This window comes from Caulobacter sp. CCH9-E1, from assembly GCF_001556515.1.
Taxonomy (GTDB): Bacteria; Pseudomonadota; Alphaproteobacteria; order Caulobacterales; family Caulobacteraceae; genus Caulobacter.
The window spans coordinates 1-14,098 of sequence record NZ_LSJA01000002.1 but is presented as its reverse complement, the minus strand read 5'-3'; the positions used below and the strand labels follow the sequence as shown (position 1 = coordinate 14,098).

General features: G+C 69.2%; 16 protein-coding genes. 10 read left to right on the top strand and 6 right to left on the bottom strand.

What is annotated here, in order from left to right; translation table 11 throughout:
* Positions 1 to 4: 4 nt before the first annotated feature.
* Positions 5 to 466 carry a TIGR02444 family protein gene (locus AX690_RS00245; RefSeq protein ID WP_066686605.1) on the top strand — a complete coding sequence of 154 codons (462 nt, stop codon included), beginning with the start codon at positions 5 to 7 and terminating at the stop codon, positions 464 to 466.
* A gap of 56 nt (positions 467 to 522) precedes the next feature.
* Positions 523 to 753 (top strand): YdcH family protein, encoded by a 231-nt coding sequence (locus tag AX690_RS00240; RefSeq protein ID WP_197426735.1) that lies wholly within the window; start codon positions 523 to 525, stop codon positions 751 to 753.
* A 147-nt stretch (positions 754 to 900) separates the two neighbouring features.
* Here the strand turns inward: AX690_RS00240 and AX690_RS00235 are convergent, their stop codons facing one another.
* Positions 901 to 1,266 (bottom strand): response regulator, encoded by a 366-nt coding sequence (locus tag AX690_RS00235; protein ID WP_066686609.1) that lies wholly within the window; start codon positions 1,264 to 1,266, stop codon positions 901 to 903.
* A 124-nt stretch (positions 1,267 to 1,390) separates the two neighbouring features.
* Positions 1,391 to 2,110, bottom strand: a complete 720-nt coding sequence (locus AX690_RS00230; protein ID WP_066686610.1) for a GGDEF domain-containing protein — start codon at positions 2,108 to 2,110, stop codon at positions 1,391 to 1,393.
* Between the two features lie 192 nt (positions 2,111 to 2,302).
* Between AX690_RS00230 and purE the strand changes: the two genes are divergently transcribed.
* Both purE and AX690_RS00220 read left to right on the top strand, forming a co-directional pair.
* Positions 2,303 to 2,794, top strand: a complete 492-nt coding sequence (gene purE / locus AX690_RS00225) for a 5-(carboxyamino)imidazole ribonucleotide mutase (protein ID WP_066686612.1) — start codon at positions 2,303 to 2,305, stop codon at positions 2,792 to 2,794.
* 9 nt (positions 2,795 to 2,803) lie between these two features.
* Positions 2,804 to 3,889: a 5-(carboxyamino)imidazole ribonucleotide synthase gene (locus AX690_RS00220; RefSeq protein WP_066686614.1), complete on the top strand. Its 1,086-nt coding sequence runs from the start codon at positions 2,804 to 2,806 to the stop codon at positions 3,887 to 3,889.
* Here the strand turns inward: AX690_RS00220 and AX690_RS00215 are convergent.
* On the bottom strand, positions 3,861 to 4,850 hold the full coding sequence (locus AX690_RS00215) for an acyltransferase (RefSeq protein WP_066686615.1): 990 nt from the start codon (positions 4,848 to 4,850) through the stop codon (positions 3,861 to 3,863). The two genes, AX690_RS00220 and AX690_RS00215, sit on opposite strands and share 29 nt — an antisense overlap.
* Before the next feature lie 77 nt (positions 4,851 to 4,927).
* On the opposite strand from AX690_RS00215, the gene AX690_RS00210 reads away from it, so the two are divergent.
* Positions 4,928 to 5,500: a GNAT family N-acetyltransferase gene (locus AX690_RS00210; RefSeq protein WP_082769407.1), complete on the top strand. Its 573-nt coding sequence runs from the start codon at positions 4,928 to 4,930 to the stop codon at positions 5,498 to 5,500.
* Here AX690_RS00210 and AX690_RS00205 read toward each other — a convergent pair.
* Together AX690_RS00205 and AX690_RS00200 are read right to left on the bottom strand one after the other, a co-directional pair.
* Positions 5,452 to 5,691, bottom strand: coding sequence for a helix-turn-helix transcriptional regulator (locus AX690_RS00205; RefSeq protein WP_066686616.1), 240 nt, complete (start codon positions 5,689 to 5,691; stop codon positions 5,452 to 5,454). The genes AX690_RS00210 and AX690_RS00205 overlap by 49 nt on opposite strands.
* Entirely contained in the window at positions 5,691 to 6,191 is a 501-nt protein-coding gene (locus tag AX690_RS00200; RefSeq protein ID WP_066686617.1) for a hypothetical protein, read from the bottom strand. The genes AX690_RS00205 and AX690_RS00200 overlap by 1 nt, the downstream gene beginning before the upstream one ends.
* A gap of 100 nt (positions 6,192 to 6,291) precedes the next feature.
* Between AX690_RS00200 and AX690_RS00195 the strand changes: the two genes are divergently transcribed.
* The 4 genes from AX690_RS00195 to AX690_RS00180 all read left to right on the top strand — a co-directional run bounded on the left by AX690_RS00195 (position 6,292) and on the right by AX690_RS00180 (position 11,204).
* Positions 6,292 to 7,227 carry an ABC transporter ATP-binding protein gene (locus AX690_RS00195; protein ID WP_066686625.1) on the top strand — a complete coding sequence of 312 codons (936 nt, stop codon included), beginning with the start codon at positions 6,292 to 6,294 and terminating at the stop codon, positions 7,225 to 7,227.
* Positions 7,227 to 7,952, top strand: coding sequence for an ABC transporter permease (locus tag AX690_RS00190; RefSeq protein WP_066686626.1), 726 nt, complete (start codon positions 7,227 to 7,229; stop codon positions 7,950 to 7,952). Before AX690_RS00195 ends, AX690_RS00190 begins: the two co-directional genes overlap by 1 nt.
* 49 nt (positions 7,953 to 8,001) lie before the next feature.
* Positions 8,002 to 8,712 (top strand): aspartate/glutamate racemase family protein, encoded by a 711-nt coding sequence (locus AX690_RS00185; RefSeq protein WP_066686627.1) that lies wholly within the window; start codon positions 8,002 to 8,004, stop codon positions 8,710 to 8,712.
* A 167-nt stretch (positions 8,713 to 8,879) separates the two neighbouring features.
* On the top strand, positions 8,880 to 11,204 hold the full coding sequence (locus tag AX690_RS00180; RefSeq protein ID WP_066686628.1) for a GH92 family glycosyl hydrolase: 2,325 nt from the start codon (positions 8,880 to 8,882) through the stop codon (positions 11,202 to 11,204).
* Between the two features lie 144 nt (positions 11,205 to 11,348).
* Here AX690_RS00180 and AX690_RS00175 read toward each other — a convergent pair whose 3' ends face one another.
* Positions 11,349 to 13,424: a transglycosylase domain-containing protein gene (locus tag AX690_RS00175; protein ID WP_066686629.1), complete on the bottom strand. Its 2,076-nt coding sequence runs from the start codon at positions 13,422 to 13,424 to the stop codon at positions 11,349 to 11,351.
* Positions 13,425 to 13,478: 54 nt separating this feature from the next.
* Here AX690_RS00175 and AX690_RS00170 point away from each other — a divergent pair, with 54 nt between their 5' ends.
* Positions 13,479 to 13,967 carry a YcgN family cysteine cluster protein gene (locus AX690_RS00170; RefSeq protein ID WP_066686630.1) on the top strand — a complete coding sequence of 163 codons (489 nt, stop codon included), beginning with the start codon at positions 13,479 to 13,481 and terminating at the stop codon, positions 13,965 to 13,967.
* Positions 13,968 to 14,098: the final 131 nt, after the last annotated feature.

Below are 14,098 nucleotides of genomic sequence, written 5' to 3'. Positions count from 1 at the left end.
GCCGATGCGAATCTGGGACTGGGCCCTGGAGGTCTATGCGCGACAACCTGTCGCGGCCGCGTGTCTGAACCTGCAGGACGGCCACGGCCAGAACGTGCCCTACCTGCTGTGGGCCGCCTGGGCGGCGGGCGAGGGGCGCTCGGCCGACCTCAAGGAAGCCGCCCGGCTGATGCGCGACTGGGACGCCGAGATCGGCGCCCCCCTGCGGGGCGTGCGCCGGGCCCTGAAGCCGCCGCGTCCGCCGGTCGACGACGCCGCCAAGGAGGCGCTGCGCGACGCGGTCAAGGCGGTCGAGCTCCAGGGCGAGCGCGTGCTGCTGGGAAGTCTGGAGGCCCTGACCGGTCCCGCGGGCGCGCCGGCCTCGGTGATCGAGGGCCTTGTCGCCGCCGCCGAAGCCTCCGGCGACCCGCCGCGCCGAGCCGCGCTCGAGCAGCTCGCCAAGGCCCTTGAAAATAAGGCCGGTTGAGCGCCTTTACCGGTCGTCAGCCTTTCCCATCTATCTTTCCAACGGGCCCATCTGAGATCATGTCCATGAACGACGACGATCCGTCGGACGACTCCGACATCGCGATCGAACGCCGCCTCGCCGACCTGCGCGAGGAGCACAAGGATCTCGACGACGCCATCCAGGCCCTGGAAGAGCGCTACCAGCCCGACATGCTGCAGATCGCCCGCCTGAAGCGGAAGAAGCTGGCCCTGAAGGACGAGATCATCCGGCTGGAAGACCTGCTGACCCCGGACATCATCGCCTAACCCGGAACTCCGACCTCCCCGGCGAATGCCGGGGCCCAGATTCATCCTGAGAATTTGGGGGTGTCTCGCCCGACCGCCGATCGGATCTTCGCTTTTTATGGGTTCGGTCTGGATCGCGGCATTCGCCGGGAAGATCGGTAAAAAGCTTCAGTGCCCCCGGCCGCGCGCCGCCTCCAGGGCCCGAACCGTATCCAAAAGCCGCCCCGGCGTGATCGGCTTTTCCAGGCGCGCGTCGGCGTGCTGGTCGGCGCGCAGCAGGCGGGTGTCGACGCCCGAGGCCATAAGGGTGGCGGCATGCGGGCAGGCGCGCCGGACGGCGCTGATCAGGTCGCCGCCGCTCATGCGCGGCATCGAGTGGTCGGTGATGACGAGATCGGGCGAAAAGCTGCCTAGCGCCTCGAAGGCTTCCTGGCCGTCATGGCACAGCAGCACCTCGAAACCGGCCTCGGTCAGGGTGATCTCGTAGATCATCGACAGGACGGGATCGTCCTCGGCGATCAGAATTTTCTGCATCCGTCCCGCGCCGTCATGCTTAACAGAACCTGAAAAGCATAGCCGGCGGCGGAGAGCGGGTCGCCGCGCGATAAGGTCGCACGATCTTCGGTTGTCCCGGCGCGGCCGGAGCCGAAAAAGGGCTCTAGGCGACGGCGGTCTTGCGCTTGCGCAGGAACATGGCCGCGTCGGCCTCGGCCAGGGCGACCTCGGGATCGGCGCCCGGCTCGATCTCGCGCACGCCGTACGAGATGTGCAGGGGCGCCGACCACTCGCCGAACTCGACCGGCGCGCCCATCACCGCGTCGGCCAGGGCGCGGGCCTTCGTCAGGGCGGTCTCCCGATCGGCCTGGGCCAGCAGGACCGCGAACTCGTCGCCGCCCATCCGGCCGACGATGTCACTTTCGCGGACATTGTTCAGCAGGCGCTTGGCCACGGCCTTCAGCGCCTGGTCGCCGGCGGCGTGGCCGAAGCGGTCGTTGACCCACTTGAAGCCGTCCAGATCGAAAAACACCACGCTGGCCGGCGAGCCATAGCGCTGGGCGAAGGCCGCGACGCGCTTCATCTCGCGCAGGAAGGCGCGGCGGTTCAGCACTGGGGTCAGGGCGTCCATGTCGGCCAGGTTCTGGGCTTCGTTCAGCCGCAGCTTCAGGGCCGACACCTCGTTCCGGAGATCCTCGATCTCGGTCATCAGAGTCTGGAGGGCCTCGATCACCTTCGGGGTCAGATCCGTTTCTGTCAGGCCCAGGAAGGCGGCGCTGTCGGGCGCGGACACTTCGCGGACCGCCACCTGAGCCCCGGCGCGCACCAGAGCGCGCTTGCGGATGGCGGCGAAGGGCTCGGTCCGGGCGCCGGTAATCTTCATGACCCTACGCGAATCGAAATGGCACAGCTTGGATATGGTTAACGGCAACCGCGTCGGGCGCAATCGGGGCGTACCCAGGGCGTGGTCGTAGGGGGCCGCGCGCTCGTGTTTGAGGCGTTTGGTGACGTTTTGGGCTTGCGCGAAGGGGGCTGACGCGCATACGGGGCGGCTTTCATCAACGGGATGACGCCGATGCCTTCGACCACCCCGCCTGTCGCCATCATCATGGGCAGCCGTTCGGACTGGCCGACCATGAAGGGCGCCGCCGATGCGCTGGACAGCCTGGGCGTGGCCTGGGAGGCCAAGGTGGTCTCGGCCCACCGCACGCCCCAGCGCCTGTTCGACTTCGCCACGGGCGCGGAAAAGGCCGGATACAAGGTGATCATCGCCGGGGCCGGCGGCGCGGCGCACCTGCCGGGCATGGCGGCCTCGATGACCAACCTGCCGGTGCTGGGCGTGCCGGTGCAGTCCAAGGCGCTGTCGGGTCTCGATTCCCTGCTGTCGATCGTGCAGATGCCGGGCGGCGTTCCGGTGGCGACGCTGGCGATCGGCGAGGCGGGCGCCAAGAACGCCGGCCTGCTGGCCGCCCAGATCCTGGCCCTGTCGGACGCGGGCCTGGCCCAGCGCCTGGCGGCCTTCCGCGCCGCCCAGACCGACAGCGTCGCCGAAAGCGTCGAGGACTAAGAGATCAAGATGGCTGAGTTTCCCCTGGCCGCCGGCTCGACCATCGGCATCCTGGGCGGCGGACAGCTGGGCCGCATGCTGGCCCTGGCGGCCGCGCGCCTGGGCTTCGACGTGGTGATCCAGGACCCGGAAGAGGCCTCGCCCGCCGGCCGCGTCGCCGCCCGCCAGATTGTCGCCACCTATGATGATCGCTGGGCCCTGAAGCGCCTGGCCGAGGCCTGCGACGTCGTCACCTACGAGTTCGAGAACGTCCCCGCCGACACGGTGGCCGAGCTGGCCGCCCTGGGCGCGGTGGTCTCGCCCGGCGCCAAGGCGCTGGCGGCCGCCCAGGACCGCGTGGCCGAGAAGAGCTTCCTGGCCGAGATCGGCGTGCCCACTGTGGCCTTCGCCGCCGTCCATGACAGCGAGAGCCTGGCGCAGGCCGTGGCCCGCATCGGCGCGCCGTCGCTGCTGAAGACCCGCCGCGAAGGCTATGACGGCAAGGGCCAGGCCTGGATCCAGCGCGCCGGCGAGGCCGAGGAAGCCTATGACCGCATCGGCCGCCAGGCCGCGATCCTCGAGGCGCCGGCCGATTTCGGCCGCGAGCTGTCGGTGATCGCCGCGCGTGGCCGCGACGGCGAGATCGCCTGCTATCCGGTCAGCGAGAACCACCACGAGGGCGGCGTCCTGCGCCGCACCGTGGCGCCGGCCAAGATCACGCCGGCCACCCGCGACCAGGCCGAGGCCATCGCCGCCAAGATCCTCACCGCCCTCGACTATGTCGGCGTGATCGGGGTCGAGCTGTTCGAGCTGGCCGGCGGCAAGCTGCTGGTCAACGAGTTCGCGCCGCGCGTCCACAACACCGGGCACTGGACCCAGGACGGCTGTGAGGTCGACCAGTTCGAGCAGCACATCCGCGCCGTCGCCGGCTGGCCGCTGGGTCCGACCCAGCCGCATCATCACGTCGAGATGACCAACCTCCTGGGCGCGGACGTCGACGCTTGGAAGAAGCTGGCCGCCGAGCCCGAGACCCGCCTGCACCTCTACGGCAAGGGCGAGGCCCGTCCCGGTCGAAAGATGGGCCACGTCAATCGGCTGCGGCCACTGCGGGACTGAGGACGGGCCGGGGCGTGTTCGGGCTCAGCCGTGACTTCAGCCTCAGCGCCGGCTTCTCGACCAGAAACCAGGACAGGACCCCGCAGGGCAGGGCGGCCGCCAGCGAAGTGATGAGGCTCAGCTCGCCGCGCTCGGCCAGCATCTGCTGCAGCGGAAAGCTGTAGATGTAGAGGCCATACGACAGATCGGCGGGCGGCCGCGGCAAGGGCAGGGCGCCGAGGCGGACGACCAGGGCCGGCAAGGCCAGGAACCAGGCCGGCGTCGCCAGCAGCGGGATCGCCAGGACCGTCAGCCACACGGGCGGCGTCAAGCGACGCGCCCAGAGCCACGCGCCGGCGAGGAACAGGAAGCCGTTCAGGCTGGCCAGATAGGCGATGCGGAAGAGGTCGCCGCGCGCGTCAAAGCCCAGGACGTGGAGGCCGATCGCCGCGCCCGCCGCCAGGATTGCGAGCGACGCCAGGGGTCTCGCCGCCGCCAGGCGCGCCGCGCCCAGAGCCGCGAGGGTGAGATAGGCGGTGAACTCCAGCCGCAGCGTCCAGAGCGACCCGTTGACCACGCCGGCCATCGGCGCGGACAGGAACACGCCCGGCAGGTCGTAGGTGACCGCATAAAGGCTGAGGTTTCTCAGCACGTAGCCATAGGGGTCCTGATCGCGAAAATAGCTCCCGAGGTCGATGGCGGTGACCAGTGGGCCTAGGACGAACGCCGTGAACAACAGGGCGACCGCCAAGCCGGGAAAGATTCGCAGGGCGCGCTTGGCGACGAAGACCGCCAGGCTGGGCGCCCGCGCGAGGCTGCCGGCGACCAGGTAGCCGCTGATCACGAAGAAGATCCCGACGCCCAGCGCGCCCAGGTCGGCTCCGGCGCCGAGCATCATCGGCGGGCGGCCGTCCAGCACCCGCGCGTGATGGGCGATCACTAGGATCGCCGCGGCCAGCCGCAAATAGTCGTAGCCCCCCATGGCCCCCCCATGATCCAGTCCCCACGCGAATTTAGAGACCGGATCGAACGGCCCGGCAAGAACGGTGGGAGATTTGCGTGGCTGTGACCCTCGAGACCGAGCGGCTTGTTCTGCGCATGCCGAGCCAGGCGGACTTCGATGCGGGCTGGGCCGAGTTCCACATGGACCCCGAGTGCATGCGCTATCTGGGCGGCGCGATGGCCCGAAGCGTCGCCTGGCGCGCCCTGGCCCAGGTGGTCGGGATGTGGTCGTTGCTGGGCTTTGGCCAGTTCTCGGCGATCGAGAAGGCGACCGGCCGCTGGGTCGGGCGCGTCGGTCCTTGGCGGCCCGAAGGCTGGCCCGCGCCGGAAGTTGGCTGGCTGTTCCATCGCGACGCCTGGGGCAAGGGGTACGCCACAGAGGCGGGCAGGGCCTGTCTCGAGCATGCCTTCGAGACCTTGGGTTGGGACTTCGTCGGCCACATGATCCATCCCGACAATCTGCCGTCCCAGGCCGTGGCGCAGCGGCTGGGCTCGCGCCTGGTCGACATGGTCACCCTGCCGCCGCCCATGGACGCCGCCGGGCCGACACAGATGTGGGGCCAGACGGCGGAGGACTGGCGTCAGTCGGCCTCGTCCGGCGCGTTGAGGTCCTCGGCGTCGAACGCGTAGTCCAACAAGTCGCCGGGCTTGCAGTCCAGCGCCGCGCACAGGCGGGCCAGGGTGCGGAAGCGGATGCCCTTCACCTTGCCCGAACGGAACAGTGACAACTGGGTCTCGCTGAGGCCGACCTCGGCCGCCAGGTCGCGGGCCTTGAGGCCCTTGGCGACGATCAGGGCGTCCAGGGTGACGCGGACGGGCATCAGATCATCTCGTCGAGTTCGGCTTGCGCCGCCAGGGCTTGGTCCATCACGCGGCCCAGCAGGAAGAGCGCGCCGCCGATCATGCCCAGCGTCATGCCGGCCACGTCGAAGTGCAGATAGCCGCCTCTGACGTGGCCGACCAGCCGCATCAGGTTGCTGACTCCGAACACGCTGATGAGGCCCCCGACGCCCAGGGCGATCCCGACGCGTCTCAACGCGGGCGGCAGGGCCGCCTGGATGAGCCGGCCGTTCGCCAGCTCTCCAAGCGTCCGTCCAATCGTCCAGACCGCGAACAGGTAGCAGATGATCGGCAGGTTCCAGATCGTCCCGGCCAGCATCCTGTCAGCCCTCAGGGGCTCGTGATGCGTCAGCGCATAGAGCACCGGGAAGATCCAGGCCATTCCGGCGACCAAGGCGCCGACGCTGGTCACCATAAATATGGCCAGCCAGCGGAACTGACGGCACATGCGGCGGAAGGCGAGGGTTTCGGTCTGGCTCATGGGTGGCTCGCGCGTCTGGATCCTGTCCTTTCTTTAATCTTGACTTAAAGATCCGACGCTCGCAACTTTATCTTAGACTTAAATTTCACGAGCGCCGCCGATGCCCGCCGCCATCGAGACCAAAGGCCTTTCCCGTCGCTTCGGCGCGCGCCTGGCGGTCGATGACCTGTCGATGACCGTGCCCCAGCGAGCCGTCTACGGCTTCCTGGGCCGAAACGGCGCGGGCAAGACCACGACGCTGAAGATGATCCTGGGCCTGCTGCGGCCGACCGCCGGCCGCGCGCGGGTCTGCGGCCTGGACGTCGCTCGCCAGCGGATGGCGGCGGCGCGCAAGATCGGCGCCCTGCTGGAGGCGCACGGCTTCTACGGCAATCTGACCGGTCGCGAGAATCTGGCGCTGACGGCGACTCTGCTGGGCCTGGGCGCGATGGAGATCGAACGGGTTCTGGAGGTGGTCGAGATGCGCGCCGACGCCCATCGCAAGGTCGGCGGCTACTCTCTGGGCATGCGCCAGCGCCTGGGCCTGGCCCGAGCCATGCTGGGCGCGCCGCCGGTCCTGGTGCTGGACGAGCCGACCAACGGCCTCGATCCCGACGGCATCGCCGACATGCGCCGCTTCCTGAAGAGCCTGCCCGAGCGCACGGGCGCAACGGTGCTGCTGTCCAGCCACCTGCTGGGCGAGATCGAGCAGACCGCCACCCACGTGGGCGTCGTCAACGACGGCCGCCTGGTGCTGGAGGGCGAGCTGGCGCGGCTGAAGGCGGATCTCGCGCCAGAGCTGATCCTGCGGACGAGCGACGATACGCGGGCCGTGAGCTTGCTGCTGGCGCATGGCCGCTCCCCCGTCGCCGGGCAGGCGGGCCTGACCGTCGCGCTCCGGCCCGGAGAGGACGCCGACCGGGCCGCCGGCACCATCACGCGCCTGCTGGTCGAGAGCGGCGCGTCCGTCTTCGCCATCGGCCCGCGCGAAAGGTCCCTGGAGGACATCTATCGCCGCGTCGCCGGTTTTCGTTCCTCCTTCGCCGAGGCCGCCTGATGATCGCCGTCCTTTCCGTCGAACTGCGCAAATTGAACCGGTCCCTCGCCGCCTTGCTGGCCGTGGCCGCGCCCGCCCTGATTGGGATCATCGCCTTCTTCAGCCTGCTGCGGGCCCAGCACCCCATGCCCTGGGAGAAGTGGCTCCAGATGTCGGCGGGGATCTGGGCCTTCTTCATGCTGCCGATGAGCGTGACTGCCCTGACGGCCCTGGTCGCCCAGATGGAGCACGGCCCACGCGCCTGGGACCACCTGCGCGCCTTGCCCGTGGCGCGGTGGAAGCTCTACGCGGCCAAGGCGATTTGCGTGGCGGCCCTGGTCGCGGTCATGACCCTGCTGAACCAGCTAGTCACCTGGGGCGCGATCTCCGCCGCCTCGCTCCTGAAGCCCGCCGTGGCCCCCACCGGCGTGATCGATGTCTCCAAGGTGCTGCTGCTCAATGGCAAGATCTTCGCCGCCGGCTTGCTGATGATCGCCATCCAGCTGTGGATGGCGCTGCGGTTCTCCAGCTTCGTGCCAGCCCTGGCCGTGGGGATTGGCGGGACCTTCTTCTCGGTGGTGGCGACCAGCGCCAAGCAGGGCGTGTTCTTCCCCTGGCAGATGCCGGTGAACATGTTGGCGCGCGACGCTTGGCGGATCGAGACCGCGCTCGCTCTCGGCGGAGGCCTGGGCGCGCTGGCCCTGGTCGCCGCCGTCCTGCATCTGGCGCGGCGGGAGGTTCTTTAACGCACGCTCGCTTGCTAGAGACCAGCGCGTCGACCGCGCGGAGCCCGCCATGACCGAACAAGCCTTGATCGGACTGATCGGGGGCATGAGCTGGGAAAGCTCGGCCCAGTACTATCGCCTGATCAACGAGGCCGCGCGCGAGCGGCTGGGCGGCGTGGCTTCGGCGCGAACCCTGATGTGGTCGTTCGACTTCGCCGAGATCGAGCGCCTGCAGCACGCCGGCCGGTGGCCAGAGCTGTCGCGCCGCCTCGCCGACGCCGCGCGGGCGCTGGAGGCGGGCGGGGCGGACTTCCTGGTTCTCTGCACCAACACCATGCACCGGGAGGCCGAGGCCATCGAGGCGGCAGTCCGCATCCCGCTGCTGCATATCGCCGATCCGACGGGCGAGGCGATCACGGCGGCGGGCTTGTCCACCGTCGGCCTGCTCGGCACGGCCTTCACCATGGAGCACGACTTCTATCGCGGCCGGCTGGAAGCCAAGCACGGCCTGACGGTGATGACGCCCGACGCCGAGGACCGGGCCGTCGTTCACCGGATCATCTACGAGGAACTGGTCGCCGGCCGGGTGTTGGACCTGTCGCGCGAGGCCTATCGGGCCGTGATCCAACGGCTGGTCGAGCGCGGCGCCGAAGCGATCATCCTGGGCTGCACCGAGATCATGCTGCTGATCGGCCAGGCCGACAGCCCCGTGCCGGTCTTCGACACCACCACCCTGCATGCGATGGCGGCGGTGGAGCGGGCGATGGCGGGTTCGGACTAGGACGCAAAATCCTTGTCATCCCGGAAGCCTCGAAGAGGCGATCCGGGACCCAGGGGCAAGAGGCGGCGCGGCGGCCCCTGGGGTCCCGGCTCTCCGCTGCGCTGCGGCCGGGATGACAAGGTTTGGGGCGCTGCTAGGGTGCCCTCCAACCTGTCGCGGAGTTTCTGATGCGTCTCGCCCTTGTCCTGACCGCCAGCCTATCGATCCTGGCGGGCGCGGCGCATGCCCAGACCGCCTACGACGCGGTCGATCCGTTCATCGGCACGGGCGGCGACGGCCACACCTTCCCCGGCGCGGTCGTCCCGTTCGGCATGGTGCAGCTCAGTCCCGACACGGACATACTGCCGTTCAAGCAGAGCTATGCCCGCGCGGCCGGCTATCGCTTCGGCGATCCCACGATCCTCGGCTTCTCGCACACCCACTTCTCGGGCGCGGGCCATTCCGACCTCGGCGACATCCTGCTGACGCCGGTCGTCGGCGAGGCCAAGCTGGAGCCGGGCGAGGTCGACAAGCCGGGCTCGGGCTACCGCTCGCGCTACAGCCACGACAGCGAGGTCGCCCAGCCGGGCTATTACGCCGTGACGCTCAGCGACAGCCAGGTGCGGGCCGAGTTGACCGCCGGCTTACGCACGGGTCTGCACCGTTACGCGTTCCCGAAGGGCCAGCGCGCCCAGGTGCTGATCGACCTGCGCAGCTCGATCTACAACTATCCGGGCAAGGTCTTGTGGTCGCGACTGCGCGTCGCGCCGGACGGGACGATCACCGGCTATCGCGAGACGCGCGGCTGGGCCCCTGGCCGCAAGCTGTTCTTCGCCATCCGCTTCGACAAGCCGCTGGTCGGCCAGGCCTTCCACAACCGCGAGGCGGACGTGCCCTACAAGGGCTTCGCCCAGCCTGGGCGGACGCCGAACGACCGCGCGCAGATCCAAGGCCGCGCCTTGGTCGGCGTCTTCGACTTCGGCCCCCTGGACGGGCCCCTGACGGTGAAGGTGGCGCTGTCCTCGGTCAGCGAGGACGGGGCGATCGCCAACCTGGCCAGCGACGAGCCCGGCTTCGACTTCGACGCCCAGCGCGCCCGGGCCAAGGCGGCCTGGGAGAAGGCGCTGGCGGCCGTGGACATCCAGGCGCCCGCTCCGATGCGCAAGACGCTCTATACGGCGCTCTACCACACCCTGCTGGCCCCGAGCGTCTTCGCCGACGCCGACGGCCGCTATCGCGGGCCTGACGACCAGGTGCGCGATGGGACCCTGGACGGCCGACCCTTTACCTTCCACTCGACCTTCTCGCTGTTGGACACCTTCCGGGCCGAGCATCCGCTGCTGACCCTGGTCCAGCCCGCCGACTACACCAACGACGTGGTCAACTCGCTGATCGCCTCGCAGCGCCAGAGCCCCTACCAGATCTTGCCGGTCTGGCAGTTCCACGGCCAGGAGACCTGGACGATGGTCGGCTATCACGCCGTGCCGGTGATCGCCGACGCCTGGATGAAGGGGATCCGCGGCTACGACGGCAAGGCGGCTCTGGACGCCATGGTCAAGAGCGCGACCTACGCCCCCTATGGCGGCCTCGGCGACTACATGACGCTGGGCTATGTCCCGATCGACAAGGAGCCGGAGGCGGCCTCCAAGACGGTCGAGTACGCCTATGACGACTGGACCATCGCCCGCATGGCCCGCGACCTGGGTCAGGCCGACGTCGCCGCGACCTTCGAGAAGCGCGCCGGCTACTGGCGCAACAGCTTCGATACGAAGACCGGCTTCCTGCGGGCGCGCAAGTCCGACGGAACCTATCGCGAGCCGTTCAACCCGACCGCCATCAACTATGGCTCGGACTACACCGAGGGCAACGCCTGGCAGTACTCGTGGTTCGCGCCACAGGACCTGGGCGGGGTGGTCAAGACGTTGGGCGGCGACGCGGCGACCGTGAAGAAGCTGGACGCCATGTTCGACTTCGACAACTCCAAGGTCGACTACTCGCACGCCGAGGACATCGCCGGCCTGATCGGCCAGTACATCCACGGCAACGAGCCCAGCCACCACGTGGCCTACATGTACAACTACGCCGGCGCGCCGTGGCGGACCCAGGCGCGGCTGACGCAGATCGTGAAAAGCCAGTACAAGCCGACGCCGGACGGCCTGTCGGGCAATGACGACCTGGGCCAGATGTCGGCTTGGCTGATGTTCACATCGCTGGGCTTCTATCCCGTGACGCCGGCCTCGAACGAATACGCCATCGGCCGCCCCTTCGTGGAGCGGGCGAACCTGAACCTGCCGAACGGCAAGCGTTTCACGGTGCGGACCGTGGGCCTGTCCGACGGCGCGCCCTACGTCGCCAAGGTCACCCTGAACGGCAAGCCGCTGACCCGGGCCTTCCTGAAGCACGAGGAGATCGTCGCCGGCGGCGAACTGGTGTTCACGATGAGCGCGACGCCCAACAGGACCTGGGCGACGAAGGTCAGCGATCGGCCGACCTCTATGACGGCGTATCGGTAGCGAGTCTCCCTCTCCCCTTGTGGGAGAGGGTGGCCGCCGAAGACGGTCGGGTGAGGGGTCGCGCTCCGCCATCTCGATAGGCCTTTTCAACCCCTCATCCGTCAGCTTCGCTGACACCTTCTCCCACAAGGGGAGAAGGGGGGGCTAGTTCGTGGGGGGCGTCGGACCAGCCTCGCCTGCGTCCTCACGCTCCGACGCGGTCCGCGCGAGCTCGGCGGCCAGGGTCTCGTAGAAGCCGTTGCGCGGGTCGGGCCGTGTCTCGACGACCGGATCGTCCAGCAGCCAGGGGAAGTCGCTGACCGCCAGGGAAGCGTGGGCGGCGACCATGAAGCGCCGCCAAACCGCTGCGGGGATGTCGCCGCCGACCACCTTGTTCATCGGCCGCTCGTCGTCATTGCCCACCCAGACGCCGGTGACGTAGTCGGGGGTGAAGCCGACGAACCAGGCGTCGCGCCAGTTCTGGCTGGTGCCGGTCTTGCCGGCGGCCGGACGTCCGAACTCGGCCCGGCGGGCGGTGCCCTCGGTCACCACCTTCTCCATCATCCGCACCATGATGCTGGCATGGCCGATGTCGTAGACGCGGCGCTCGGCCTCGGGTGGCTGGTGCGCCCAGATCTCCTGGCCGCCCTGCGTGCCAATCGACTGGATCAGGTAGGGCTCCAGCCGAACCCCGCCCAGCTGGAACACCTGGAAGCCCGAGGTCAGCTGCAGCAGGTTCACCTCGTAGGAGCCCAGCGCCACCGACAGGTCGGGCGCATCGGGCAGGCTGGTGAAGCCGAAGCGGTGCGCCAGCTCGCCGATCGCCGCCCCGCCGACCTCGTTCCCCAGCTGGGCGGCGATGGTGTTGGTCGAGGCGATCAGGGCCTGCTCCACGCTCATCGGGCCGCGATAGCCGCCGCCATAGTTCTCCGGGGCCCAGTCGCCGAACTTCACCGGCTCGTCGACGCGGATGTCGGTCGGCAGCACCCCGTGCTCGACCGCCGTGGCGTACACGAACGGCTTGAAGGTCGAACCCGGCTGGCGGCGGGCCTGGATGGCGCGGTTGAACGGGCTCTCGACATAGTCGGTCCCGCCGATCATCGCCCGGATGGCCCCGTCGGCCGATAGCGACAGCAACGCGGCCTGGGAGATCCCCGAGACCGGCCCATCCACGGCGATGGTCTGGCGGATGGTCTCGGCCGCCTCGCGCTGCAGCAGCGGGTCGATCGTCAGGCGGACCACAAGGTCGGGCGCGTTGGGACCGGCGATCTTCACCGCCTCGGCGGTGGCGTAGTCCAGCACCCAGCCGAAGTCGCCCTCGTCCTGGCCGATGGGAGACAGGGCTGGGCGGTCCTCCAGCGCCTCGCGCTCCTCCCGGGCGCTGATCCAGCCCTCGGCGCGCATATTGGCCAGGATCAGGCGCGAGCGGGCTAGGGCGCGCTCCATGTCCCGGTTCAAGGCCAGGCGCGACGGGGCCTTGGGCAGGCTGGCCAGCAGGGCGGCCTCCGACAGGGTCAGCTGGCTGGCCGACTTGCCGAAATAGGTCTGGGCCGCGCCGTCCAGGCCGTAGGTGCCCGCGCCGAAATAGATGCGGTTCAGGTAGATCTCGAGGATCTCGTCCTTGGTCAGCACCTGCTCCAGCCGGTAGGCCAGCAGCATCTCCTGCAGCTTGCGCTTGATGACCCGGTCGGGACTGAGGAACAGGCCCTTGGCGAGCTGTTGGGTCAGAGTCGAGGCGCCCTGCACCGTGCGGCCTGCCCGCCAGTTGATCCAGGCGGCCCGGAAGACGCCTTGCACGTCGATCGGACCATGCTGGTAGAAGCGGCGGTCTTCGGCCGCCAGGAAGGCCTGAGAGACGTACGGCGGCAGCTCCTGGACCGTGACTCGCCGGCCGTAGCGCGGGCCGCGCGTGGCGATCACCTGGCCGTAGCGGTCCTCGAAGCGGATGGCGGGCGCGCGGTTCAGGGCGAACAGCGCCTCGCGGGGGGGGAGCTGCGGGGTGTCCTTCAGATACTTGTCCCACACGACATAGGCCCCGCCGAGGGTGGCCAGCGCGGCGACCAGAAGGGCGGCCAGCAGCCCGATCAGCACCCAGGCCCAGACGCGCCAGGCGCCGCGGGTCTTGGCCGGTTTGGTCTCAAAGCGAAGCGGCGCTTCCGGCGGCCTCTCCGGGGGCGTCGGCGCCGGGGCGGAAGCCTCTGGCGGCGGGGTCTCGTCGGTCGGCGGCGTCGAGTCGGTCACGGTTAAGCTTAGGCTCTGTTTGGTCGCCGGGTCATTCGGGTTTAGGACGAGCCCATGAATTCAAGCAAACCTTTCTGGCTGACGAAGACGCTGGCCGAGATGACCGTCCCCGAATGGGAGAGCCTGTGCGACGGCTGCGGCCTGTGCTGCCTGGTCCGCTTCGAGGACGAGGACACCGGCGAGATCGTCCCGACCCGCGTGCACTGCCAGCTGTTCGACGAGCACCTGTGCCGCTGCAAGGACTATCCGAACCGCAAGAAGACGGTGCCGGACTGCATCAAGCTGACGCCGCACAATATCGAGGACCTGGAGTGGATGCCGCGCTCCTGCGCCTACCGGCGCCTGCACGAGGGCAAGGACCTGCCCCAGTGGCACCCGCTGGTCACCGGCGATCCGGACAGCACCCACAAGGCCGGGATCTCGGTGCGCGACCAGACGGTGTCGGAGCTGTGCTTCGACGACGCCGAGGACGCCCTGGACTTCACGGCGACCGACCTGATGCGCGATCGCGGGGATGATCCGTACGAGGTGGAGGAGGAATAGCCCCTCTCCCCCTGCGGGAGAGGGGGGCCGCCGGAGGCGGTCGGGTGAGGGGTTACGCTACGCTGTCCGAAAGGTTTATCGACCCCTCATCCGTCAGCTTCGCTGACACCTTCTCCCGCAAGGGGAGAAGG